At 64.8% G+C, this 24,283-nt stretch carries 26 protein-coding genes; 19 read left to right on the top strand and 7 right to left on the bottom strand.

The features are described from left to right. Window positions 1-38: 38 nt before the first annotated feature. Entirely contained in the window at window positions 39-2,240 is a 2,202-nt protein-coding gene (locus ACE3TJ_RS10990) for a TonB-dependent receptor (RefSeq protein WP_374596100.1), read from the bottom strand. A gap of 278 nt (window positions 2,241-2,518) precedes the next feature. Here ACE3TJ_RS10990 and ACE3TJ_RS10985 point away from each other — a divergent pair, with 278 nt between their 5' ends. After that, complete coding sequence (locus ACE3TJ_RS10985) at window positions 2,519-3,613, top strand: LuxR C-terminal-related transcriptional regulator (protein WP_374596099.1); 1,095 nt, start codon at window positions 2,519-2,521, stop codon at window positions 3,611-3,613. 19 nt (window positions 3,614-3,632) lie between these two features. Further along, a complete protein-coding gene (locus ACE3TJ_RS10980; protein ID WP_374596098.1) occupies window positions 3,633-4,364 on the top strand; it encodes a LuxR C-terminal-related transcriptional regulator in 732 nt (243 codons plus the stop codon). On the opposite strand, the gene paaZ is transcribed toward ACE3TJ_RS10980, so the two are convergent. After that, window positions 4,361-6,373 carry a phenylacetic acid degradation bifunctional protein PaaZ gene (gene paaZ, locus ACE3TJ_RS10975; protein ID WP_374596097.1) on the bottom strand — a complete coding sequence of 671 codons (2,013 nt, stop codon included), beginning with the start codon at window positions 6,371-6,373 and terminating at the stop codon, window positions 4,361-4,363. The two genes, ACE3TJ_RS10980 and paaZ, sit on opposite strands and share 4 nt — an antisense overlap. A 23-nt stretch (window positions 6,374-6,396) precedes the next feature. Then, the gene (paaG, locus tag ACE3TJ_RS10970; protein ID WP_374596096.1) at window positions 6,397-7,185 is read right to left on the bottom strand and encodes a 2-(1,2-epoxy-1,2-dihydrophenyl)acetyl-CoA isomerase PaaG; all 789 of its coding nucleotides are present in this window, start codon (window positions 7,183-7,185) and stop codon (window positions 6,397-6,399) included. Window positions 7,186-7,276: 91 nt separating this feature from the next. Here paaG and paaI point away from each other — a divergent pair, with 91 nt between their 5' ends. The 8 genes from paaI (at window position 7,277) to ACE3TJ_RS10930 (ending at window position 13,500) form a co-directional block, all read left to right on the top strand. Beyond that, on the top strand, window positions 7,277-7,744 hold the full coding sequence (gene paaI, locus ACE3TJ_RS10965) for a hydroxyphenylacetyl-CoA thioesterase PaaI (RefSeq protein WP_374596095.1): 468 nt from the start codon (window positions 7,277-7,279) through the stop codon (window positions 7,742-7,744). Next, window positions 7,741-8,943, top strand: coding sequence for a 3-oxoadipyl-CoA thiolase (gene pcaF / locus ACE3TJ_RS10960; RefSeq protein ID WP_374596094.1), 1,203 nt, complete (start codon window positions 7,741-7,743; stop codon window positions 8,941-8,943). The genes paaI and pcaF overlap by 4 nt, the downstream gene beginning before the upstream one ends. A 68-nt stretch (window positions 8,944-9,011) precedes the next feature. Then, window positions 9,012-9,998 carry a 1,2-phenylacetyl-CoA epoxidase subunit PaaA gene (gene paaA / locus ACE3TJ_RS10955; RefSeq protein WP_374596093.1) on the top strand — a complete coding sequence of 329 codons (987 nt, stop codon included), beginning with the start codon at window positions 9,012-9,014 and terminating at the stop codon, window positions 9,996-9,998. A 14-nt stretch (window positions 9,999-10,012) separates the two neighbouring features. Then, window positions 10,013-10,297, top strand: a complete 285-nt coding sequence (gene paaB / locus ACE3TJ_RS10950) for a 1,2-phenylacetyl-CoA epoxidase subunit PaaB (RefSeq protein ID WP_374596092.1) — start codon at window positions 10,013-10,015, stop codon at window positions 10,295-10,297. Next, entirely contained in the window at window positions 10,297-11,049 is a 753-nt protein-coding gene (paaC, locus tag ACE3TJ_RS10945; protein WP_374596091.1) for a 1,2-phenylacetyl-CoA epoxidase subunit PaaC, read from the top strand. The genes paaB and paaC overlap by 1 nt, the downstream gene beginning before the upstream one ends. Further along, on the top strand, window positions 11,046-11,513 hold the full coding sequence (gene paaD / locus ACE3TJ_RS10940; protein WP_374596090.1) for a 1,2-phenylacetyl-CoA epoxidase subunit PaaD: 468 nt from the start codon (window positions 11,046-11,048) through the stop codon (window positions 11,511-11,513). Before paaC ends, paaD begins: the two co-directional genes overlap by 4 nt. A gap of 8 nt (window positions 11,514-11,521) precedes the next feature. Then, window positions 11,522-12,601, top strand: coding sequence for a 1,2-phenylacetyl-CoA epoxidase subunit PaaE (gene paaE, locus ACE3TJ_RS10935; protein ID WP_374596089.1), 1,080 nt, complete (start codon window positions 11,522-11,524; stop codon window positions 12,599-12,601). Between the two features lie 104 nt (window positions 12,602-12,705). Further along, window positions 12,706-13,500, top strand: a complete 795-nt coding sequence (locus tag ACE3TJ_RS10930; RefSeq protein WP_374596088.1) for a PEP-CTERM sorting domain-containing protein — start codon at window positions 12,706-12,708, stop codon at window positions 13,498-13,500. A 2-nt stretch (window positions 13,501-13,502) separates the two neighbouring features. Here ACE3TJ_RS10930 and ACE3TJ_RS10925 read toward each other — a convergent pair whose 3' ends face one another. Both ACE3TJ_RS10925 and ACE3TJ_RS10920 read right to left on the bottom strand, forming a co-directional pair. Beyond that, window positions 13,503-15,128, bottom strand: a complete 1,626-nt coding sequence (locus tag ACE3TJ_RS10925; protein WP_374596087.1) for a long-chain fatty acid--CoA ligase — start codon at window positions 15,126-15,128, stop codon at window positions 13,503-13,505. An 8-nt stretch (window positions 15,129-15,136) separates the two neighbouring features. Further along, window positions 15,137-15,616, bottom strand: a complete 480-nt coding sequence (locus ACE3TJ_RS10920; RefSeq protein ID WP_374596086.1) for a 2,4'-dihydroxyacetophenone dioxygenase family protein — start codon at window positions 15,614-15,616, stop codon at window positions 15,137-15,139. 189 nt (window positions 15,617-15,805) lie between these two features. Between ACE3TJ_RS10920 and ACE3TJ_RS10915 the strand changes: the two genes are divergently transcribed. From ACE3TJ_RS10915 to paaK, 4 genes are read left to right on the top strand one after another with little or no spacing between them, the layout of a single operon-like run. Further along, a complete protein-coding gene (locus ACE3TJ_RS10915; RefSeq protein ID WP_374596085.1) occupies window positions 15,806-16,591 on the top strand; it encodes an SDR family oxidoreductase in 786 nt (261 codons plus the stop codon). Window positions 16,592-16,596: 5 nt separating this feature from the next. Beyond that, window positions 16,597-17,349, top strand: a complete 753-nt coding sequence (locus ACE3TJ_RS10910) for an SDR family oxidoreductase (RefSeq protein WP_374596084.1) — start codon at window positions 16,597-16,599, stop codon at window positions 17,347-17,349. Window positions 17,350-17,359: 10 nt separating this feature from the next. Further along, window positions 17,360-17,914 carry a VOC family protein gene (locus tag ACE3TJ_RS10905; RefSeq protein ID WP_374596083.1) on the top strand — a complete coding sequence of 185 codons (555 nt, stop codon included), beginning with the start codon at window positions 17,360-17,362 and terminating at the stop codon, window positions 17,912-17,914. A 16-nt stretch (window positions 17,915-17,930) separates the two neighbouring features. Then, window positions 17,931-19,226 carry a phenylacetate--CoA ligase PaaK gene (paaK, locus tag ACE3TJ_RS10900; RefSeq protein WP_374596082.1) on the top strand — a complete coding sequence of 432 codons (1,296 nt, stop codon included), beginning with the start codon at window positions 17,931-17,933 and terminating at the stop codon, window positions 19,224-19,226. A 26-nt stretch (window positions 19,227-19,252) separates the two neighbouring features. On the opposite strand, the gene ACE3TJ_RS10895 is transcribed toward paaK, so the two are convergent. Beyond that, on the bottom strand, window positions 19,253-19,681 hold the full coding sequence (locus tag ACE3TJ_RS10895; RefSeq protein ID WP_374596081.1) for a hypothetical protein: 429 nt from the start codon (window positions 19,679-19,681) through the stop codon (window positions 19,253-19,255). A gap of 113 nt (window positions 19,682-19,794) precedes the next feature. Here ACE3TJ_RS10895 and ACE3TJ_RS10890 point away from each other — a divergent pair, with 113 nt between their 5' ends. The 5 genes from ACE3TJ_RS10890 (at window position 19,795) to ACE3TJ_RS10870 (ending at window position 23,877) form a co-directional block, all read left to right on the top strand. Next, window positions 19,795-20,325, top strand: a complete 531-nt coding sequence (locus ACE3TJ_RS10890) for a dihydrofolate reductase family protein (protein ID WP_374596080.1) — start codon at window positions 19,795-19,797, stop codon at window positions 20,323-20,325. 107 nt (window positions 20,326-20,432) lie between these two features. Further along, window positions 20,433-21,011 (top strand): TetR/AcrR family transcriptional regulator, encoded by a 579-nt coding sequence (locus ACE3TJ_RS10885; protein ID WP_374596079.1) that lies wholly within the window; start codon window positions 20,433-20,435, stop codon window positions 21,009-21,011. Window positions 21,012-21,129: 118 nt separating this feature from the next. Continuing rightward, window positions 21,130-22,089 (top strand): MBL fold metallo-hydrolase, encoded by a 960-nt coding sequence (locus ACE3TJ_RS10880; RefSeq protein WP_374596078.1) that lies wholly within the window; start codon window positions 21,130-21,132, stop codon window positions 22,087-22,089. 4 nt (window positions 22,090-22,093) lie between these two features. Further along, the gene (locus tag ACE3TJ_RS10875; RefSeq protein WP_374596077.1) at window positions 22,094-23,656 is read left to right on the top strand and encodes an FAD-dependent oxidoreductase; all 1,563 of its coding nucleotides are present in this window, start codon (window positions 22,094-22,096) and stop codon (window positions 23,654-23,656) included. Continuing rightward, window positions 23,653-23,877, top strand: a complete 225-nt coding sequence (locus ACE3TJ_RS10870) for a DUF2783 domain-containing protein (protein ID WP_374596076.1) — start codon at window positions 23,653-23,655, stop codon at window positions 23,875-23,877. The genes ACE3TJ_RS10875 and ACE3TJ_RS10870 overlap by 4 nt, the downstream gene beginning before the upstream one ends. Here ACE3TJ_RS10870 and ACE3TJ_RS10865 read toward each other — a convergent pair. Further along, a complete protein-coding gene (locus ACE3TJ_RS10865; RefSeq protein ID WP_374596075.1) occupies window positions 23,828-24,262 on the bottom strand; it encodes an Rrf2 family transcriptional regulator in 435 nt (144 codons plus the stop codon). The two genes, ACE3TJ_RS10870 and ACE3TJ_RS10865, sit on opposite strands and share 50 nt — an antisense overlap. Between the last annotated feature and the right edge of the window lie 21 nt (window positions 24,263-24,283).

The following is a 24,283-nucleotide window of genomic DNA, read 5'->3' as shown; positions in this document are numbered from 1 at the left end:
GGCCGGAGGCGGCGCCCCGCCTCCGGCCGTTTCTATGCCTAGAAGTTGTACCGCACCTGCGCGCCGAACCAGCGCGGCTGCGTGTAGGTGTCGTAGGCACCGCCGAGCGGCGGGGCCGAAACGTCGAACGAGAAGATCTTGCGGGCCTTGTCGAACACGTTGTTCGCGAACACCGAAAGCTCTAGCTTGTTCTCCATCGTCTTCAGCGACACGCGCGCGTTGGCGAGCCAGCCACCCGGAACCTTCGTCACCGCCGCGTTGGTGAGCTGCGAGTAGAAGTCCGCGGTGTAGACGGCGTTGAACGTCGTGCTCAGCTCGCCAAAGCCGAGATCGAAATCCTTCGTTGCGGCGAGGTTGATCGTGTGGCCCGGCGACTGCGGCGCCTTGCGATCGACGAGGCGCGTGCCGATCGGAATATCCTGAACGTTCGTGTGCAGCAGCGCGAGGCCCGCATCGAAGCGGAAGCCCATGCCCGGATGCAGCGACAGTTCGAAGTCCGCGCCGTAGATTTCGGCATCGGTGTTGAACAGCGTGAAGTTGAAGCCGCGCTGGTCGAACGCCTGATAGTCCGAATAATCGTAGTAGAAGGTCGCGGCGTTGAAGCGCACGCGGCGATCGAGGAATTCGAACTTGCCGCCGATTTCATACGCCATCAGGTCTTCGCCCTTGAAGCGGAAGCCGGAGAGCGGCGCCTGCCCGACGAAGCCGGCGTTGTAGTTGAACGCCTTGTAGCCGCGGTTGATGCTCGCATAGAGCAGCGTTGCGTCGTTCGGCTTCCAATCGAGCGCGAGACGGCCGGAGAAGCCCGTTTCGCCATGCTTGTCCGTGGTGACGCCGTTCGCGGCGAGCGAGCCCGGTGCGATGAACAAGGGGCAGAGCGGACCATCGCAGACTTCGGAGTAGTAATAATCCTTCTCGTCGCGCGTTACGCGGACGCCCGCCGACAGCTTGAGCTGATCGGAGAGATCATATTCGGCCTGCACGAAGCCCGAATAAGACTTGGTATCGACCCTGTAGTCGGCGCGCGGGTAGGTGCCGAAACCGGAGAGATTGAAGCCCTGGAAATAGTCGCCGTTGATGTTGAGGTAATAGAGGCCCGCGGTCCAGCGGAACGCGCCATCATCCTCGATCAGGCGGATTTCCTGTGTGAAGTGCTTCGCCTTCGCGTCCTGTTCGAACACGCCGATGTCGACCGGCGAGAAGTCGTTGTCGGCCGCGTAGGTGCTGTCGAGCTTCTGATAGCTGGTGACGGTTGCGAGCGAATAGCCGCCGCCGAGATCATAGTTGATCTTGCCGCCGATGGTCCACGTTTCGCGCGCGAAACGGCCCGCGTAGTTGAAGGCGCCCGTATAGGGGTCGCCGTCCGCATCCGCATAACCGAAGCCGGTGGGCGATCCCTTCGGCAGTGCAACGCCGAGGCCATCGGCATCCTGCGTCGCGCCGGTGATCATCGCACCGCCGCTCGTGACGGGACGCGTCTTGTACCAGTCTGCGAACAGGTTGATCGTCAGCGCCTCGTTCGGCTCCAGGCGCAGCTGGAAGCGCCCGGCAAGTGTGTCGTCCGCAAGCAGATCGGGACCGATCGCGTTCTTCACATAGCCGTCGTGCTTGTCCTTCATGAACGACAGACGCGCGGAGACGCCTTCCGCGATTGGGCCGCCGACGGCACCCTCGAAGCGGAGCTGGTCGTAGCTGCCGTAAGTGACATCGACGTACCCGTCGAGTTCGTCGCCCGGCTGGGCGGTGATGATGTGGACGAGACCGCCCGTCGCGTTGCGGCCGAACAGCGTACCCTGCGGGCCCTTCAGAACCTCGACGCGGCCGACGTCGAACAGCTGCTGCACGCTCGTGCCGCTCGAGGGCTGGTAGACTTCGTCGATGTAGAAGGCGTTCGCCGGTTCGATGTGGCCGGCGAAATCGTTCTGCGAAACGCCGCGGATCGAGATGAGACCGGCAACCGGCGGACCGCCCGGCGAAACGAACTGCAGACCCGGCGTCATCGCGGCAAGGTCGGTCGTGTCGCGCAGGCCAAGTTCGAGCAGGCGATCGCCGCCATGCGCCGTCACGGCGATGCCGATGTCCTGAACGTTTGCGGCGCGGCGAGTCGCTGTAACGACGATTTCCTCGATCGTGTCGTTGCTGCTGGTTGCGGCGTCCTGCGCTGCGGCGCTGCCTGCGGAAAGCGCGATCGCAAGCGCGAGAACACCGGCGCCCGTGTTGAAGCCGCTGGTCCGTTTCATGATTCTGGTACCTCCCCCGAAAAGCCGGTCGCGCCCCATGGCGGCCGGCATCTTGCTTCTCAGCACGCTTCATGCCTCGCTTGCGGCACCCCTGCCTATAACGGGAAACACTCATGGGGGGTGTGGCACGAAAGCCGCGAATATCCGGCACTTTCCCTGCGGCCTGTTTTCTGATTGAATGCGTACTGCAGGGGCAGTAGATTAATTGTACGATCGGTCGATCTATACGCAGCGCCTTTGAAGAGCGCGCACGACCGAGGGATTTAGGGGAGGCGGAGGTGCCCAGCGCGAATTTCGGGGGAGACCCCTCGGCGGAACTCTTCGAGAAGATTCTGTCCTGCGAGACCGCTGACGCCGTCAGCGAAACCCTGCTCGAACCGATGGTCGATGCGCTTGGCGCAACGAGCGGCGTGTTCATGCAGATTTTCTCCTCGCCCTATGGCGACCGGCATTTCGGCGCGCGCAGCTATGTGGGCAGCAAACCCACGTCGGTAGATGTGTATGTGGACGGGCTCTATGCGCTCGATCCCGTGATCCGTCCGGTCATGGACTGGCTGGACGACGAGCGCGGCCCGGCGCCTAGCCTGCTCACCGGCTCGTTCGAACGCGATCTGGAAGAAGACCCGCAGTACCGCGATACGTTTCTGCGCCCCTATGACATCGGCCACGTCGTGGCCGTCGCCATGCCGATGCGGACGGGGCTGGAAACGCAGCTTGCCTGTGTGGGCTTTCATCGCCGCCACGGCGACATCGCGTTCCTGCCCGAGCAGCTTTCGTGGTTCCAGCGGCTGGTGCCGGCGATCCGCTCGGTGCTTTACGCACTCGCCTGCAAGGAGGCCCTGGCGCTTTCCGAAACCATTGCCATCGCGGCGCGCGAGGCCGGAACCGAAATGGGCTTCCTGATCCTCGACGAGGATCTGGTGGTGCGCAACGGCAATGCGAAGGGCATGGAGGATCTGGGCCTCACCGGCGGAGCGCACGGCGGCTCGTCGGTGCTCGGCGAGATCAAGGCGCGGTTGCTCGCCGCCGATCGCGCACCGGGCGTTTCGTTCAGCTTCAAGGCGAGCGGTCTGCGCACGTTCGATGTCGAGGTGCGCAATTTCGAAACCGCCGACGGTCGCAATTTTCATCTCGTCGTGACGAGCGGCGGCGGACCGCGCCACGCGATCGGTGACGCCTGCCGCCGGTTCGGTCTCACCGAACGCGAAACCGAAATCGCGCGCCAGATCGCATCGGGCAAGTGCAACGCCTCGCTCAGCCACGAGCTCGGCATCTCGCTGCGCACCGGCGAAAACCACCTCCGCTCGATCTACCGCAAGGTGGGCGTCAGCAGCCGGACGCAACTCGTCTCGCGCTTGCTGCACATCCAGTAGCTGGGGTAGCGTTTCGGCGATGGCCGAACTTCCGCTCCTCGATCCCGATATCGGTGCCGCACTCATCGATGCGGTCGGTACGCCCGTGTTCGGCGCGCGGATGCTGGACGCCGCGCAGAGCGTGGCGGGTGTCGACGAGATTTTCGCCTATCACGTCCGCGACGGCGAACGCCCGGTCGCGCTCTCCTCGATCAGCGCGCGCGGCGATCACGACCGCCGCGCGCGCCATTATGCCGAGCGCTTCTACCATCACGATCCCGTCGTCCATGCCCGCCAGCGCACGGCAGCGGGGCGCGGCTTCGTCGCCTGCGTCCGCGCCGCCGAGATCGGCCTGCGCGATTACCGCGCGATCTGCTTCGAGCAACCGCGCTTCGCCGACAAGCTCTGCTTCGGCTGGCGCGGCGCCGGGCGCGCGATCGTGCTGAGCTTCTACCGCCGCCGCGACAGCGAAGGCACCGCCGCGCTTGCCGCGCTCGCGAACGTCGGCCTCACCGCGCTCGCCCGGCAGGCTGTTCCCACGTCCGAATTCAGCCTCGTCGAACGTCTGGAAGCGCGCATCGCGCGTGCGTTTCCGGTGCTCACCCTGCGCGAACGCCAGGTCGCCGCACGCACCGTTGCGGGCTGGACTGCCGAGCGCACCGCGGACGCGCTCGACATCCGCCAGAGCAGCGTCCTTACCTACCGCCAGCGCGCCTATCAGCGGCTGGGCTTCTCAGGCGCGGCAGATTTCCTGCCCGCGATCCTCGACTAGACGGCGTTCATCGTCAGCAGGTCGTAGGTCGCGCAGAGTTCGTCGTCCTGGTTGGTGACGCGCACGGCCCAGCGTACCTCGCCCATCTCGGCCGAACGCTGCGACTTCGACCGGACGGTGAGCGACACCTTCATCGAATCGCCCGGCTTCATCGGCTTCACGAAGCGCAGGTGTTCAAGGCCATAATTGGCGAGCACCGGCCCCGGAGGCGCATCGACGAAGAGGCCCGCCGCGAACGACAGGATCAGATAGCCGTGCGCCACGCGCCCGCCGAAGATGGGGCTCGCCTTCGCGGCTTCCTCGTCCATGTGCGCGTAGAAATTGTCGCCGGTGAATTCCGCGAAATGCTCGATGTCCTCGAGCGTGATCGTGCGCGAACCCGTCTTCAGCGTGTAACCCGGCTCCAGCTCGCCGAGGCGCAGGCGGAACGGGTGCACCGTCCCTTCCTCCATCGGCGCGCCGGGCAGATATTCGCCGAGCGCCTTCGAGAGCAGCCCCGGATCGCCCTGCAGCGCGGTGCGCTGCATGTAGTGCTTCACACCGCGGATGCCGCCCATCTCCTCGCCGCCGCCCGCACGGCCAGGGCCGCCGTGGACAAGCACCGGAAGCGGCGAGCCGTGGCCCGTCGAGGTCTTCGCGGAGTCGCGATTGAGGAACGCCATGCGGCCATGGAACGCGCCCGATTCGAGCACGAGTTCGCGCGCCGTCGCACCATCGTGCGTGAACACGGAAATCGCGAGCGAGCCCTTGCCGTGGTTGGCGAGCGCGGCCGCATCCGCAAGATCGGCATAGGGCATCAGCGTGGCGACCGGGCCGAACGCCTCGACCTCATGGATCGCTTCGGCCTTCCACGGATCGTCGGTGCGCATCAGCACCGGCGCGAAGAATGCGCCCTTGCCGTCGTCCGCCCCGTTCGGGTCGCCGTAGACAACCGGTGCGACCGCCGAAAGCTCGGCAATTTTCGCGCGCACATCCGCAAGCTGGCTGCGGCTGACAAGCGCGCCCATGGTAACGCCTTCGTTTCGCGGGTCGCCGACGACGGCCTTCGCGAGGCGGGCGGAGAGCGCTTCCTGCACTGCGTCGATGAGGTTCGCAGGCACCAGCGCGCGGCGGATCGCGGTACACTTCTGCCCCGCCTTCACCGTCATCTCGCGCGCGACCTCCTTCACGAACAGATCGAACTCGGGCGTGCCCGGCACCGCATCCGGCGCGAGGATCGAAGCGTTCAGCGAATCGCGCTCCGCCGTGAAGCGCACGGCTTCGCGCGCAATCACCGGGATCTGCTGCAGCTTCGCAGCGGTGTTCGCCGAGCCGGTGAACGCCACCGAATCCTGGCCTGTGAGGTGATCGAACAGGTCGCCCGGCATCCCGGCGATGAACTGCAGCGCGCCTTCCGGAAGCACGCCGCTTTCGATCATGATGCGGAACGCGGCCTCGGCAACGTACGCCGTGGCGGACGCGGGCTTCACGATCGCGGGAACACCGGCGAGCAGCGTCGGCCCCAGCTTTTCGAGCATCCCCCAAACGGGGAAGTTGAACGCGTTGATATGAAGCGCAAGGCCCTGCATCGAGGTGTAGACATGCTGCCCGATGAAGCTGCCGTCGCGCGCCAGCACCTCGGTATCGCCGTCAAGGAGGATGCGGTCGTTCGGCAGTTCGCGCCGCCCCTTGGAGGCGTAGGAGAAGAGCGTGCCCGCGCCGCCTTCGATGTCGATCCAGCTATCCGTGCGCGTCGCGCCCGTGTCCCACGACAGGTCGTAGAGCTCCTCCTTGCGCTCCATGATCGCCTGGCCGAGCGCCTTCAGCATCAGCGCGCGCTCGTGGAAGGTCATCGCGCGCAGCGCCTTGCCGCCTTTCTTCCGCGCAAAGTCCGCCATGCCGCCGAAATTCAGGCCGTCGCTGCCGGTTTCGGCAACGACATCGCCGGAAAGCGCGGAATGGATGGGCGAAAGCCCGCCCGCGCTCTTCACCCAGCGGCCTTCGGCGTAATTTTCGAGAATCGTGGTCATGAAGTCATCGCTCCGAAATCGGCTCAGGCGCCGGTAAACTTGGGTTTGCGCTTTTCCATGAAGGCGGCGACGCCTTCCTTGTAGTCGGCCGAGAAGCCGAGGCGGCGCATCAGGTCGCGCTCGTTGTCGAGTTCCTCGTTGAGCGTATTCGCCCACGCGCCGCGAATGGCGGTCCGCGTCGCCGCAAGGCCCTGCGTCGGCCCGGCAGCGAGACGAACGGCAAGCGCACGCGCTTCGCCTGCAAGCGCCTCGTCGTCGATGCACTTCCAGATGAGGCCCCAGTCTTCGGCACGTTCCGCCGACAGCGGCTCGCCGGTCATCGCAAGGCCGAGCGCGCGTGCCTGGCCGATGAGGCGCGGCAGCACCCAAGTGCCGCCGCTGTCGGGGATAAGACCGATCGCGGCGAACGACTGGATGAACTTCGCGCTTTTCGCGGCGAGCACGATATCGCAGGCGAGCGCGATGTTGGCGCCCGCACCCGCGGCAACGCCGTTCACCGCGCAGACGACCGGCATGGCAATCGTGTTCAGGCGGCGGATCAGCGGATTGTAGAAGCGCTCGACCGAATCACCGAGATCGACGGCGCTTTCCCCCGGCGCCACGGCACGGTCGGAAAGATCCTGCCCCGCGCAGAAACCGCGCCCGGCACCGGTCAGCAGCAGCGCACGCGCGCCTTCCTTCTCCGTGCGATCCAGCGCCTCGGCGACTTCGCCGTGCATCTTCACCGTGAAACTGTTGAGGCGATCGGGACGATTCAGCGTCAGCGTCGCGACGCCTTCGCTGATGTCGAACAGTATCGTTTCGTAAGACACGAGAAAGCCTCCCCATCCGCAATGCTTAATGATAGAATGAACGGTCGAACTATTATTGGCAAGCACGAAATCGTCAGCTATTTGGGTCACCATGCCCGATTCCACACCGCCGACTCCACGCGATTCCGAAGCCGACCATAAGGCGCTGCGCATCGCGCGCGCAATGGCCGCGAAGGAAGGCACCACGCCTGCGCTGGGCCTTGAAATCGAAGCGGCGGGTGAAGGCCATGCGCGCGTCGCCATGCGGCTGTCGCCCGCGACGCTCAATGGCTTCGGCATGGCGCACGGCGGCATGGTGTTCCTGCTCGCCGACACGGCGTTCGCGTATGCCTGCAATTCGCGCAACGTGCAGACGGTTGCGCAGCACGCCAGCATCAGCTTCATCGATGCCGGACGCGCGGGCGAGCGAATCGTCGCCGAGGCGCGGGAGCGCGCCTTTAAAGGCCGCACAGGGGTTTATGCCGTCAGCGTCTTCGGCGAAGACGGCCGCATCATCGCTGAATTCCAGGGGCTGAGCCGCACGATCGGTGGCCCCGTGATCGAAGAGGAACAGGAATGACCGACGCTTTCATCTGCGACGCCGCGCGTACCGCCATCGGACGCTACGGCGGATCGCTTGCCGAGGTCCGGCCGGACGATCTCGCCGCAGTGCCGCTGAGGGCGCTCGCCGCGCGCAACCCCGGCATCGATTGGGACGCGCTCGACGACGTGATCATGGGCTGCGCCAACCAGGCGGGCGAGGACAACCGCAATGTCGCGCGCATGGCCGCGTTGCTCGCCGATCTCGGCGAGACCGCGCCCGGCACGACGCTGAACCGCCTGTGCGGCTCGGGGCTCGATGCGGTGGCGATGGCCGCACGCGCGATTCGTAGCGGAGATGCCGATTTCGTTGTGGCCGGCGGCGTCGAGAGCATGACGCGCGCACCGTTCGTGATGCCCAAGGCGGACAGCGCGTTTTCGCGCAGCAACACCGTTTACGACACCACGATCGGCTGGCGCTTCGTGAACCCCGCGATGAAAGCGGGCTTCGGCGTCGATTCTATGCCCGAGACAGCGGAGAACGTGGCGGACGACTTCGGCATCTCGCGCGAGGATCAGGACCGGTTCGCGGTCGAAAGCCAGCGCCGTGCGTCCGCCGCGCAGGCGAGCGGACGCTTCGCGCAGGAAATCGTACCCGTCACGATCACGCGCAAAAAGGGCGATCCGGTGATCGTGGACCGCGACGAGCATCCGCGTGAAACGACGATGGAGACGCTGGCGAAGCTGCGCCCGATCGTCCGCCCGGACGGCACCGTCACCGCGGGCAATGCGAGCGGCGTCAACGACGGCGCCGCGGCGCTGCTGATCGCGAGCGAAGCCGCCGCGGCCAAACACGGCCTGAAGCCCATCGCGCGCATCGTCGGCGGTGCCGTCGCGGGCGTGCCGTCGCGCATCATGGGCATCGGCCCGGCTCCCGCCACGAAGAAGCTGCTCGCGCGCACCGGCGTGTCGATCGGCGATATCGACGTCGTCGAGCTCAACGAAGCTTTCGCCGCGCAGGGCCTTGCCGTGTTGCGCCAGCTCGGGCTGCCCGACAACGCCGAGCATGTGAACCCCAACGGCGGCGCCATCGCCCTCGGTCACCCGCTCGGCATGTCGGGTGCGCGGCTTGCGATGACCGCCGCGATCGAGCTGCAGAATCGCGGTGGGCGCTACGGCCTCGCCACGATGTGCATCGGCGTCGGCCAGGGGATCGCGCTTCTCATCGAGCACGTCTGAACACTTTAAATAATAATTGACCGGTCGGTCGATTTATTATAGATACGACAGGGAGGAAGGAGCACCCCGTGTATACGACCGAACTTCAGAAGGTTGATCCGCAGCAGGCCCCCGCGCGGGATCCGCAGGAACTCGTCGATGCGTTCGAGGCACGGGTCGCCGCGGACGAATTCATCGAACCCAAGGACTGGATGCCGGAGGCGTACCGCCGCACGCTGATCCGCCAGATTTCGCAGCACGCGCACAGCGAGATCGTAGGTATGTTGCCAGAAGGCAACTGGATCACGCGCGCGCCGTCGCTGAAGCGCAAGGCGATCCTGCTCGCGAAGGTGCAGGACGAGGGCGGCCACGGCCTCTACCTCTATTCCGCCGCGGAGACACTGGGTTCCTCGCGCGAGGAGATGATCGACGCGCTGCACAGCGGCAAGGCGAAATACTCCACGATCTTCAACTACCCGACGCTGACCTGGGCCGACATCGGCGCCATCGGCTGGCTGGTGGACGGCGCGGCGATCATGAACCAGGTGCCGCTGCAGCGGACATCCTATGGCCCCTATGCGCGCGCCATGGTCCGCGTCTGCAAGGAAGAGAGCTTTCACCAGCGTCAGGGCTACGATGCTCTCCTCGTGATGGCCGCAGGCACCGACGAGCAGAAGGCGATGGTGCAGGACGCGATCGATCGCTGGTGGTGGCCCGCGATCATGATGTTCGGCCCGTCCGACGACAATTCGCCGAACTCCGCGCAGTCGATCCGCTGGCGCATCAAGCGCGAGACGAACGACGAGCTTCGCCAGAAGTTCATCGACGCCACCGTGCCGCAGGTTCACCTGCTCGGCATGGAAGTGCCGGACGCTGACCTCAAGTGGAACGAGGAACGCGGCCACTACGATTACGGCGTGATCGACTGGGAAGAGTTCTACGCCGTCGTGCGCGGCGAAGGCCCGACCGCGAAGGAACGCATGGAAGCCCGCCGCAAGGCGTGGGACGATGGAGCCTGGGTGCGCGAAGCCGCGGATGCCTACGAAGCCCGCCGCCGCATCAAGGCCGCAGCCTGAAGGAAAGACGAGACATGAAGACCGATTGGCCTCTCTGGGAAGTGTTCGTGCGCGCACGCGGCGGGCTTTCGCACCGCCACGCAGGATCGGTGCACGCGCCTGACGCCGAAATCGCGCTCCGCCATGCGCGCGACACCTACACGCGCCGCATGGAAGGCGTCAGCCTGTGGGTCGTGCGTTCGGCGGACATCGTTTCGTCCGACCCCGCGCAGGCCGGGCCGATGTTCGAACCGGCGGAGACGAAGATCTATCGTCACCCGACCTTCTACGAACTCCCCGATGCCGTGAAGCACATGTGATGGAAAACGCACTCTTCACATACGCGCTGCGTCTCGGCGACGACAGCCTCGTGCTCGGGCAGCGGCTTTCCGAATGGTGCGGCCATGCGCCGACCATCGAAGTCGACCTCTCGCTCGCCAACGTCGCGCTCGATCTCGTCGGGCAGGCGCAGCTCTTCCTCGGCTATGCCGGCGAAGTCGAAGGCAAGGATCGCAGCGCAGACCGCCTCGCCTTCCACCGCGACGTCCTCGCGTGGACGAACTGCCTGATGGTCGAGCAGCCGAACGGCGACTTCGCGCGCACCATGGCGCGGCAGTTCCTGTTCTCCACGTGGCAGAAGGCCCTGTTCGAAAGGCTCGCGCTCTCGAAGGACGCACGCCTTGCGGAAATCGCCGCGAAGGCCGTGAAGGAAGTCGCCTACCACGCCGACCTCGCCGCCGACTGGGTGATCCGTCTCGGCGACGGCACCGAGGAAAGCCGCTCGCGCATGGTGGACGGGCTCGACTGGCACTGGCGCTTCGTCGAGGAGCTGTTCCAGACGGATGCCGTCACCGAAGCGCTCGTCGCCGAAGGCGTCGCGGTCGATCCCGCTTCGCTGCGTCCGGTGTTCGAAGCCCGCGTCGCGGCAGTGCTCGCCGAGGCGGGGCTGCCCGAAATGAAGCTGCCGCGCGCCGTCGTCGGCGGGCGCAAGGGCCACCATTCCGAACATCTCGGGCACATGCTCGCGGTGATGCAGCATATTCCGCGCACCTACCCGGAAGCCGTCTGGTGAACGACGCACGCGCCATCATGGCCGTGCTTGCCTCCGTGCCGGACCCTGAGATTCCGGCGGTATCGCTCGTCGATCTCGGCATCGTGCGCGATGTGCTCACCGATGCCGAACCGGCGCGCGTGCTGATCACGCCGACGTACACGGGCTGCCCAGCGACCGCCTACATCCAGCTCGCAGTGCGCGAAGCGCTGGATGCGGCGGGGATGGCGGATGTGGCGATCGAAACCCGCCTGTCGCCGCCGTGGACGACGGCGTGGATCACTGAGGACGGCCGCGAAAAACTGCGCGCCTACGGGATCGATCCACCTCCCGACGACATAAAGCTGAACAGCCACCCGGCCACCTGCCCCCGCTGCGGTTCGAAACAGACGCACGAGATCAGTCGGTTCGGTTCCACCCCCTGCAAGGCGCTCTGGCAGTGTGACAGCTGCCGCGAACCCTTCGATCGTTTCAAATGCCATTGAGGCCCTGAATGTCCACACATTTCCACACGCTGAAAATCGCCGAAGTCCGCCGCGAAACGCCGAGCGCCATCTCGATCCTGTTCGATGTGCCTGAAGCCGAGCGCGAAGCCTTCACCTTCCGCGCCGGCCAGCACATCACGCTGCGCGCCGACATCAATGGCGAGGATTTGCGCCGCAACTATTCGCTCTGCGTCGCGCCGCACGAAGGTCAGCTCCGCGTCGCCATCAAGGCGATTTCCGACGGCCGCTTCTCCCGCTGGGCAAACACCGCGCTCGCCGCCGGCGACACGATCGAAGTGATGCCGCCGCATGGCAGCTTCTCGTGGGATTTCGATGCGAACGCGCAGAAGCATTACGTGGGCTTCGCGGGCGGCTCCGGCATCACGCCCGTTCTCTCGCTCCTCAAGACCACGCTTCTCGAAGAGCCGAAAAGCCGTTTTACCTTGTTCTACGGCAACCGCGCCAGCAACGAGATCATGTTCCTGGAAGAGATTGCCGCGCTCAAGGACCGCTTCCTCGACCGGCTCGAAGCCTACCACTTCCTTGAAGACGAAGACGACGAGGACATCGCGCTTTTCAATGGCCGCCTCGATTCGGCGAAGCTCACCGAACTGCTCGGCGGCCTCATCGACGCCAACGACGTGGACGCTGCGTTCATCTGCGGCCCCGGACCGATGATGGACGCCGTGGAAACCGCGCTCACCGCCGCAGGTGTTCCCGCTGACCGCATCAAGGTCGAGCGCTTCACGATCGACCGCCCGACCGCCGAGCAGGCGGCCGTCGAGCGCGAGCTTGAGCGCGAAGCCGAAGGCCGCAAGGTCGAGGTGACGCTGGAAGGTCGCCGCCGCCGCATCACCTTCGACAGCGCGCAGGGCAGCATCCTCGAAAACGCCCGCGCCGCCGGGCTACAAACCCCGTTCGCCTGCAAGGCGGGCGTCTGCGCGACCTGCCGCGCAAAGCTGATCGACGGCAAGGTGCACATGAAGGCGAACTACGGCCTCTCGCCCGAAGAGGTCGCGCAGGGCTACATCCTCACCTGCCAGGCCGTACCGCTGACCGACAACGTGGCGGTCGACTACGACGCGTGATGGGTAAGCGCCCTTGCGGGGTGCATCACGGTAACGCTTAAATCGAATCGTTGCCGCAACGACATGTTAACCATAGCCTGTCTCGTAACAGGGAGGGCCTTACTATGCGTTTACTGTTCTGCGCCGCGCTTGTCGTGTGTGTTGCTTCGCCCACACTTGCAGCTCCGATTACGACATATTCAAAGTGGAGCGTCGAAATCTCACTTAAGTCTGTCGTCACGAGTGTGACGGGAGGCGGCAAGCTGTTCGGGCCTGACGGTTATATCCGCGACTTCTCTGTGAGCGAGCTTGACCGCCTCGGCTGGAACATCGGTGACAAATTCGAAATGCGTTGGCGGATCAAGCCCAAGGACACGTTCACCTGCACGGAAGACTACGACCTGCTACAGTTTGGCGGTACGGCTAAGGGCGGCGAAGGTGGTGACGGTGCGCCGGGCATGGACTACGGATGCGGCGGCGGCCCTGCAGCACACTATACGCGGCTGAAGCGTGCAGATGGCGGCAATGCGACGGCGATCGACGGATGGGAAAGTGGCTATGGTGAGGGTCCACTGTTCAATCTGAGGACTGGCGCGGTAGACCTGAACTACCAGATCATTGACGGCCTAGCGACGCTCGACTGCTGCTTTTACTACTTCGACCCGGAGATGGATAAGTTCTTCAGCGTGTCCGGACCCGGCACCGCCGCGGGTGTATACGCTTACCTTTATGGTTCCGAGTACCACTTTGAACTAGGCGATCCGGAGTCGCCTACGCCGTATTGGATCGAGCTTGGCGGTGTGACGGTAGAGTTTGATACCGTTTGGCACTATCGGGTTATCAAAACTCCAGAGCCCGCCGCTCTCGCTCTGTTCGGCCTTGGGCTCGCAGGACTTGCATTGAGACGCCGCAGGATCTGAGGTCAGGCTCCGGGCCCGTCCAGACAGTTCACGTAGCGCGCGCGTAGCGTCTTCTTGTCGATCTTCCCCGTCGCCGTGAGCGGCACGGCATCGAAGTAGACACGATCCGGCATCCACCATTTCGCGATGGCCGGGGCGAGGTGCGCGCGCATCGCTTCCTCGGTCACATCGGCATCCTCGTAGAGATCGAGGACGAGGACAGGGCGTTCTTCCCATTTGGGGTGATGTACGCCTACGACCGCCGCGACCTTCACACCGGGAAAGCCGACCGCGATATTTTCGATATCGATCGAGCTGACCCACTCGCCGCCCGACTTGATCACGTCCTTCGCGCGATCGGTGATGCGCATGAAGCCGTAGCCGTCGATCGTGGCGATGTCACCGGTGTCGAACCAGCCGTCTTCATCGAGTGCGTCGGCTTCCGCGCGATAATAGCGTCCGATCGTCCACGGTCCGCGCACCTTGAGTGCGCCCGAAGTCTCGCCATCGTGCGGGAGGACGCGGTTCTCCTCGTCGGTGATGCGCAGCTCGACACCGAACTGCATCCGGCCCTGCCGCGTCCAGATGATGTCGTCGACATGATCCGTGCCGCCTTCGGCAAGCGCGGGCGTCGGCGTCGCGACGACGCCGAGCGGATTGAGTTCGGTCATGCCCCAGAGCTGCAGCACCTTGACGCCGTATGTGCGCGAATAGTCCTCCGCCATCGCGCGCGGCACGGCCGAGCCGCCGATCACCAGACGCTGCAGCTTGCCTGCGATTCCGCCAGTGCGCTGGAGATAATCGAGGTACATCGTCCAGATCGTCGGCACGCCGCCCGAGAAGGTGACGCCTTCACTGATGACGAGTTCGTGCAGGCTTGCCGGGTCCATCCGGTCGCACGGCAGCGCGAACGCACAGCCGTTGAGCGCGCCCGCGAAGGGCAGCCCCCAGCCGGTCGCATGATAGAAGCTGCTGCACGGCATGATGCAATCGAACACGTCGAGCCCGAAAGCCGACGGCAGGCTCGCCGCCATCGCGTGCAAAACCGTCGAGCGGTGGCTGTAGACAACGCCCTTGGGGTGACCCGTGGTGCCTGAGGTGTAGCAGAGAAACGCCGCCGCATTCTCGTCGAGGCGCGGCCATGCGATCGTATCGGGTTGATCTGCGATCAGTGTTTCCCACGATTCTGCGCCGACGCTGCCGGGAATGGTGTGCTCGGCATCGCTCAGCATCACGAAGCGCGTGAGCTGCGGCAACCGGGGCGCCAGCCGTTCGACGAGGTCCGCGAAGCTGCGCTCGTAGAACAGGATCGAACTGCCCGCATGTTCGATCGTGTAAGCGATCTGCTCGTCGGTGAGGCGCGGGTTTGCCGTGTGCAGCACGGCGCCGATGCCTGGCGCGGCGAACATCAGCTCCATGTGGCGATGCGTGTTCCAGCCGAGCGAGCTGATCCGGTCGCCGGGCGCCACGCCCATGCTGCGCAGCAAATGCGCAGCACGTGCTGCGCGCGCGGCGAGCCCGGCATAATCATAGCGCCACAGAGGCTCGTCCACGAGACGCGATACGATCGGCCGCCTGCCGTGCGCCGCAGCGGCGTGGCTGAGCAGCCCGCTGATGAGCAGCGGGCTGTCCTGCATCAAACCCAGCATTGTTCCCCTTACCAGTCAGCCGGCTTTTCGATGTGATCGGCAGCACCCTGCGCCGCGGCAAGACCATACATGAACTTCGCATCGACAACAGCGGCGATGCTGCCGTCGGCATTGTAGCCCATCAGCGGCCCGTTCACGACCGCGAACATCACCATGCCGTCGTCATCGGTGTTCGGAATGTGGTTGATGCCGCCCATCTCGCGGACGTAATCGCCGGCGCGGCCGCGGTCGTCGCCATAGCCGAAGCCGCCTTCGATGAGGATGCCCTCAACCGAACCAACGTGGCCGTGAACCGGCGCAGTGTTGTTCGGCCCCACCTTCAGCAGCATCGTGAAACCGCCGGTGAAGGGATTGATGTTGAGCAGCTTGAACCAGGTCTCCGGCATCACCCAGTCATGCCAAGGCAGATTCTGGATGTTGTAGAACGCCGGCGTGTGGCGCTTCGTCTCTTCAATGTCGGGCGCATCCTCGCGCGTCAGCAGGACCATGATCAAACCTCCCTCGTTTTTCGGATTTTCAGACATGCATTGTGACGCGGCGTTCCGAGTCCCGAAATGGCGGGAAACACCTAGGTGCTTAGGTGTTTCCCGCTATTGGAATGACCGGCCGCACCTCTAGCCTTTCGTGCAACACTGCGAGGACTGCCCACAGGGGCATTGGGGAGAGGTTCGAACATCATGCGCCTTCAAGGCAAAGTCGCCATCGTGACCGGGGCGGCCTCCGGCATCGGCCGTGCAACCGCCATCGCCTTCGCACGCGAAGGTGCGCGGGTCGGTGTGACCGACATCAATCTTGCGGGCGCCGAGGCGACCGCCGCCGCGATCGGGGAGGCCGCGATCGCGCTTCCGCTCGACGTGACGAGCGAAGCGGCGTGGGCAGAGGCGACCGCCGCCACGGTCAAGCGCTTCGGCAAGCTCGACAGCCTCGCGAACATCGCGGGCATTGGTTTCCCGGGTACGATCATGGACCTGACGATCGAGCACTGGAACAAGATGATCGCCGTGAACCTCACCGGTGTGATGCTCGGTTGCCAGGCGGCGATCCGCGCGATCTCGGAGACGGGGGGCAGCGGGGCGATCGTCAACGTCTCCTCGCTCGCGGGTCTCGTGGGGATTTCGGATGTGGCGGGCTACTGCGCTTCGAAGGGTGGCGTCACCACGCTCAGCAAATCGGTTGCGCTTTACTGCGCGGAGCAAAGACTACCGATACGGTGTGTGTCGGTGCATCCGACGTATGTGGACAGCGAAATGCTGGATCCTATCGCCGACGCGATAGGAAACCGCGCGGCGATGGTGGCGGGCATGGCGAGCCTGGTGCCGATGGGCCGGATCGCAAAGCCCGAGGATATCGCGAACGCGATCCTCTTCGCGGTTTCGGACGAAGCCGCCATGCTGAGCGGATCGCCGCTGATCATCGACGGGGCGCAGCTTGCCGGCCCCTCCAGCGCGCACACGAAAGGCTGAACATCATGGGACGGGTTTCAAACAAGGTCGTTATCGTCACCGGCGCTGCGGCGGGCCTCGGCGCGGCAATCGCCAAGCGACTGACGGAAGAAGGCGCCACCGTGATCCGCACCGACATCGCCGCAGGCGAAGGCATCGTGCAACAGGACGTCGCCGACGAGGCGGGCTGGAAGACGCTAATCGCCGACACGATGGCGAAGCACGGCCGCATCGACGGGCTCGTCAACAACGCCGGCATCTCGTCGAGCAAGAGCCCGATGGATCCCGAAGGTGCCGAACTCGAGGACTGGCGCCGCATCAACACGGTGAACGTGGAAAGCGTCTTCCTCGCCTGCAAATACGCGATGCCCGCCATCGCGAAAGGCGGCGGCGGCGCCATCGTCAACATGTCGTCGATCGGCGCGCTGGTGCCGACACCGTTCATCGCGGCCTACGGCGCATCGAAAGCCGCGGTGGCGCAGTTCACGCGCTCGCTCGCGCTGCACTGCTGCGAGAAGAACTACGCGATCCGTTGCAACAGCGTGCACCCGGGCCAAGTTCGCACGCCGATGCACGACGTGCTGATCGCGCGCACCGCCGCGCAGCACGGCATCAGCGAGGATGACGCCGCGCAGGCCTTCCTCACCAAGGTGCCGATGAAGACGTGGCAGGAGGCCGTGGATATCGCGAACGCGGTGCTGTTCCTGGTGTCGGACGAGGCACGCTTCATCACCGGCACCGCCGTCGTCGTGGACGGCGGCATGAGCCTGACCAACTAGGAGACTATCCGTGCGCACACTGGACTTCGGCCAGCCGATGGGCGGCATCATGCAGATCGCCTACATCGTGCCCGACATCACCACGGCGATGAAACACTATATGCCGCGCCTGAACTGCGGGCCGTGGTTCGTGATCGAACACTTCCCGCTGCTTGATGCGCAGTATCGGGGTGAACCCACCGAGCTCGACATCACGCTCGCCATCGGCTTCTCGGGCTCGATGAGCTTTGAGCTCATCCAGCAGAACAATTGGGAGACGCCTTCGGTCTACACCGAAGTGCAGCAGAAGCGCGGCTGGGGCTTCCACCACTTCGCCGTCTCGTGCGCGGATTTCGACGCGGACGTTGCCAAGTACAAGGCACTCGGCCACGAGATGGCTCTGTACGGCGTCGCGGGCGTCGGCGCGCGCGCGGCCTATATGGACACGTCAGACGTGCTGCCGGGCATGATCGAACTGATCGAGATGACCGACCAGACCGAAGCCTTCTTCACGATGATGAAGACCGCGTCGGAAAACTGGGACGGCAGCGACCCGATCCGCGTGTTGCAGCCCCCGGCCGAGTGAGTGCAGAAGTAAACCCATGACAGACACGGTTGGCCTCGACGCGATTGAGCATGCGTCGCGAGATGAGCTTGGTGCGTTGCAGTTGGAGCGCCTCAAGCAGAGCTTGAGCCATGCGTATGCGGGCAACCCTGCGTACCGGGCGAAGTTCGACGCGGCGGGTGTGCATCCTGACGATCTGAAATCGCTGAGTGACCTTTCGAAGTTCCCGTTCACGACGAAGGCGGATTTGCGGGACGCGTACCCGTTCGGCTTCTTCGCGGTGCCGCAGGAGAAGCTGTCGCGCATCCACGCCTCGTCGGGGACGACGGGCAAGGCGACGGTGGTGGGTTACACGAAAGCCGACATCGCCACATGGTCGAGCCTTGTCGCGCGCTCGATCCATGCGGCGGGCGGGCGCCCGGGGATGAAGGTGCACGTGGCGTACGGCTACGGCCTCTTCACCGGCGGGCTCGGTGCGCACTACGGCGCGGAGGCGCTGGGCTGCACGGTGATCCCGATGTCGGGCGGGCAGACCGAGAAGCAGGTGCAGCTGATCACCGACTTCAGCCCTGAGATCATCATGGTGACGCCAAGCTACATGCTGGCGATCCTCGACGAGTTCCGGCGGCAGGGCATCGACCCGGCGACGAGTTCGCTGAAGACGGGCATCTTCGGCGCCGAGCCGTGGACCGAGGCGATGCGCAGCGAGATCGAACGGTCCTTCGCGATCGATGCTGTCGACATCTACGGCCTTTCCGAGGTGATGGGGCCGGGCGTGGCGCAGGAGTGCGTGGAGACCAAGGACGGGCTCACGATCTGGGAGGACCATTTCTATCCCGAGGTGATCGACCCGGAGACGGGCGCGGTGCTGCCTGATGGCGAAGAGGGCGAGCTCGTGTTCACCTCGCTCACCAAGGAGGCGATGCCGATCGTGCGCTACCGCACGCGCGACCTCACCCGGCTTCTCCCCGGCACGGCGCGCAGCATGCGACGCATGGCGAAGATCACGGGCCGCAGCGACGACATGATGATCATCCGGGGCGTGAACGTGTTCCCGAGCCAGATCGAGGAGCATATCCTCTCGGTCCCCGCGCTTGCGCCGCACTTCCTCATTGAACTGACCCGCCCGGACCGGATGGACATGGTGCGGCTTTCGGTCGAGGCGCGCGAGGACACCGACCAGAGCACCCACGCCGAGCACGCCTACACGCTCGCCCACCGCATCAAGACCATGGTCGGCATCTCCGTGAAGATCGACATCCAGCCCGCAGGATCGCTCCCACGGTCGCAGGGGAAGGCAGCGCGGGTGGTCGATAAACGACCGCGCGGGTAGGGTATTTGTGGCGATGGTTGCATTCGTCAGCTACCGTCGCGACGATACGACCTTAATCGACGCAGCCTGCGCGCGAGGGGATGAGGCATCCGTATTTCAAACAGCTTCAACTCATAAGCTGCATTGGTGTCACCGGCTTTCGCAGCGCGGTGCATCCAATGCCGATAGCCTTGCATGTCGCCCATATTGAATCGCGTCATTGCCAAGTTTTGCGCCGCATTGATCTCGCCAATTCGGTACGCGCGATACATCATTCCTGCAGCGCTGGACGCTCGGCAGATACGACCCCATTCAAAGCGGGTACCCTTTTGTGTCATTCGACACGCCAGGCTCAACAATGCCGGGCCATACCGCCGGAAAGCCAAGTGTCGCAGGATTGGCATGCCAAGCCCGTTCTGACGCCCTTCCAAGATTGCCTCGGCACGGTCGAACAATCTCTCAAATCGATCAGTCATACGAAAGCTTAGCTACGTTGCCCCCGTCCGCGTTTCATAACTACAATGTTCACTGGCCGTTTATTATGGTGACAAAGACTTGGGAGTCGAGGGCGACGGGGTAGATAATCCATATGTCGAAGCTCGTTTATGCCTTGAACCAATCGCTGGACGGCTACGTCGATCACATGGCGTTTGCGCCTGACCCTGAGGTTTTTCATCATTTCATCGCCGACGTTCGCGGGCTGTCCGCAGCCGTTTACGGTCGCCGAATGTATGAGACGATGCGCTATTGGGACGAGGAGCATTCCGACTGGGACGACGCGCAGCGGGAATATGCGGCGGCATGGCGGAGCCTGCCGAAGTGGGTGGTGTCGCGCACGTTAAAGTCGGTCGGACCGAATGCCACGCTTGTCGACAACAACGTGGAGACGGCAATCCGCACGCTGAAAGAGCGGTTCGACGGGGAGATCGAAGTCGCCGGACCGGAACTGGCCGCAAGCCTGACCGCGCTGCGCCTTATCGACGAATATCGATTGTACGTTCATCCCGTCGTGATCGGCGGGGGAAAAACGGTCTTCGCCGGGTCGCGGCCGTCGCTGCGGCTCCTGGCGCACGACCGCATCGGCGCGCAGGTGGTCAGGCTGACATACGCTCCGGCGTAGCCACGGCGTTGTCATACGGGCGGAAATTCACCAGACGGACCGTTGCGGGCACCGCGCGCACCGCCTAGACACGAACGCTCTATTATTCCCGAACGAAAGGGGCGCGGGTGGCCCGGACACAGGCGGCGGATTATGACGAGCGGCGGATGGCCGTGCTCGACAAGGCTGCCGAGCTTTACGCGCATTCGGGATTCCACGGCTGCTCGATCGCTGACCTTGCCGCCGCGTGCGGCATGTCGAAGTCGCTGCTGTATCATTATTTCGCGTCCAAAGAGGACATCCTGTTCGAGATCATGGACGGGCACATCGGCGCGCTTGCCGAGGTGGCGGACGCGTATCGGGGCGAGGCCGATCCTGTCGCTCGGTTCAGCAAGCTGACGCACGGGTTCCTTGAGCTTTATGCCGACGCTTCGGCGCGGCACCGCGTGCTGGTGAACGATCTCGACAAGCTGCCCGAAGAGCGGCGGCGCCACATCGTGGATACCGAGCGGATGCTTGTGGACCTTGTCGCGCGCACCTTCGGAGAGATCGCGCCTGCGCTTTCCGAAAAGGAAGCCCGCGTGCGCGCCATGCTGTATTTCGGCATGATCAACTGGTCGCACACATGGTTCCGCCCCACGGGCCGCTTCACCGTGGAGGCGCTCGCCGAGACGGTGATCGACCAGATGCTGGACGGGCTACGCTAAGGCCGCGCCCCGGTTGCGGGTCTTGTCATCAGAGCTGATGACAGACGCTTGCCGTCCCTTCCGCTAAAGTCCCCCTCAAGGTCCGCGAATGCGGCGTGACACATGAGGAGGTTTATCCGTGGCAAAACCATTCGCATCGTCGGCGGACACCGCCGAGAAGACAGAGACGCTGGAGATCCTGGCGGACGGCGTTTACGCGCTGACCGCCGAGGGCGACCCCAATGTGGGCGCGATCGAGGGCGAGGATTTCATTGTCGCCATCGAGGCGCGCGCGACGCCGGTCGCCGCGCGCGAATGGCTGACGAAGCTGCGCCAGCACACCGACAAGCCGGTGAAATACCTGATCCTGACGCACTATCACGCCGTGCGCGTGCTCGGTGCGAGCGCCTTCGAGGCCGAGCATATCGTTGCGAGCGAGATGACGCGGAAGCTGATCGAGGAGCGCGGCAAGGAAGACTGGGACAGCGAGTTCGGCCGGATGCCGCGCCTGTTCAAGGACCCGGATTCGGTGCCGGGGCTGACGTGGCCGACGCAGACGTTCGCCGATACGTTCGAAATCGAACTCGGCGGAACACGCGGCAAGCTCGACCTCGCCTTCTGCGGGCGCGGGCACACGGCGGGCGACATCGTGGTGTGGCACGACAAATCGAAGACATTGTTCGCGGGCGACCTCGTGGAGGCGGAAGCGGCGCTCTACACGGGCGACGCCTTCCACATGGACTGGGCGGCGGGCACGCTCGACAAGGTGAAGGCCTATCGCGCCGAGAACCTGATCGGCGGGCGCGGGCGCGTGCCGCGCGGCCTTGCCGAAACCGACGCCGCGATCGAGCAGACGCGCGAATTCCTGAAGACCATGATCGACAAGGTGGGCACCGTGCACCGCGCGGGCGGCACGCTGAAGCAAGCGTTCGAGGCGACGCACGAGGCGCTGTTCCCGAAATTCGGACGCTGGCCGATCTTCGAGCACTGCCTGCCCTTCGACGTACAGCGGCTGTGGGACGAATTCGACGGCATCGACTGGCCGCGCATCTGGACGATGGAGCGCGACCGCGAGGTTTGGGCTGAACTTCAGGACTGACACGATGACGACAGGCATTCCGGTCCACCGCTCTATCGGCGCTTCGCCGGTGGGGACGGATGGCGCACATCTTGAAACGCTGATCGTCGGCGCGGGGCCGGTGGGGCTTTCGATGGCGCTCGACCTCGCAAGGCGGGGACGCAAGGTGACGGTGCTGAGCCGGCTCGACTTCATCGCCGCTGGCTCCAAGGGCATCTGCTATTCGAAGCGCAGCCTCGACATCTGGGACCGGCTCGGTGTGGGCCAGGCGATGGTGGACCGGGGTGTCGTGTGGAACCTCGGCAAGGTGTTCTGGGGCGAGAGCACGACGCCGATCTATGAATTCGATCTGCTGCCGGTGAAGGACCAGCGGCGGCCCGCGTTCATCAACCTGCAGCAGTATCACGTGGAAGCGATCCTGGTGGATGCGCTTGCTGAGTATCCGAATGTCGACATCCGCTGGGGGCATGAACTGACCGCGCTCGATACGCGGGCGGACGGCGTGAGCGTGACCGTGGAAGCGCCGGGCGGGCGCTATACGCTCAGCGCCGACTGGCTGATCGCGTGCGACGGCAACAAGTCCACGGTGCGCGGGCTGATGGGCCTCGATTTCGAGGGGCGCGTGTTCGAGGATAATTTCCTCATCGCCGACATCAAAATGAAGGGCGAGCATCCGGCCGAGCGCTGGTTCTGGTTCGATCCGCCGTTCAACCCCGGCCAGTCCGCACTGATGCACAAGCAGCCCGACGACGTGTGGCGGCTCGATTTTCAGCTCGGCTGGAACATCGACCGTGAGGCGGCGATGCGCCCTGAGAACGTCGAGCCGCTGGTGCGCGCGATGCTGGGCGATGAAATCGAATTCGAGCGTGAGTGGTACAGCGTCTACACGTTCCAGTGCCGCCGGATGCAGCGCTTCGTGCACGGGCGCGTGCTGTTCGCGGGGGACAGCGCGCACCTCGTCTCGCCATTCGGCGCGCGCGGGGCCAACGGCGGGCTTGCCGACATCGACAACCTCGGCTGGAAGCTGGAGCGGGTGCTGGAGGGCAAGGCACCCGAAAGCCTGCTCGAGAGCTACAACCATGAGGCGATCACGACGGCGGACGAGAATATCCTGAATTCGACGCGTTCGACCGACTTCCTGACGCCCAAGTCCACCGCGAGCGCCGCCTACCGCGATGCCGTGCTCAGCCTTGCGGGCGAACATGCGTTCGCGCGGCCGTTCGTGAACAGCGGGCGGCTTTCAACGGCGGTGTCATACCCCGCGAGCCCGCTTTCGACGGCGGATGAGGATGCGGACTGGGACGGCGTTGCGCCGGGATCGCCCGCGCTCGACGCGCCCTTTGGCGGAGACTGGCTGCTCGGCACGCTCGGCGGCGGCTTCCGGCTGATCGCGAACGGCTGGCAGGGTGACGCCCCGGTGCCGGTGATCGATGTTGAGGGCGAAGCACTGATCGTGGACCGCTACGATCTTGCACCGGGAAACGCCTGCCTGATCCGGCCCGACCAGTATGTCGCGGCGCGCTGGCGCCAGCCGACGGCGGCGAAGATCAGCGCTGCCATCGCCCGCGCCGAAGGAGCAGCCGCATGAGCCTTGAAACGAAGCCGAACGTGGCGCGGCCCGACGATATCTACGAGGCGATGATCGCCGCGCAGGCGGGGATGAGCGAAGCGGAGAGCCTGCGCTTTTCGGCGCGGCTGATCCTGCTGCTCGTCAACCAGATCGGCAACGACGCGCTGGTGAAGGACGCGATCGAGGCGGCTAGAGAGCCAGCTCAGACTCCGGGAGCGGGATCGGGTCCGCGAGCGTAACCGTATCGAGGATGCGCGCGGTTTCATCGCGCACCATCACCATCAGGCGGTGCAGGCGGCACTTCTCTTCGGTGACGCAATTCTCGCAGGGCTTGTAGTCGAAGCGGCTGGCGCAGGGCACCAGCGCCAGCGAGCCGCGCGTCAGCCGCACGATGTCGCCGTAGCGCACGTCGACGGGCGGCACGGCGAGCCAGTAGCCGCCGTCAGGCCCGCGTTTTGTGCCGACAATGCCGAGACGGCTGAACTCCGAAAGGATCACGGTCAGGAACTTTTTCGGGATGTTCTGCGCGTCTGCGATGTCGACGAGGCGGATCGGCCCCTCGCCATAATGGTCGGCGAGGTGCTGGAGCGCGCGAATTGTATACCGCGTCCGTTGAGAAAGCATGGTCCCCCCTATGATGCCGCA

Source organism: Sphingosinicella sp. (assembly GCF_041916975.1).
Classification (GTDB): domain Bacteria; phylum Pseudomonadota; class Alphaproteobacteria; order Sphingomonadales; family Sphingomonadaceae; genus Sphingosinicella.
The sequence above is the reverse complement of the archived record's forward strand: the minus strand, read 5'-3'. Positions and strand labels throughout refer to the sequence as shown.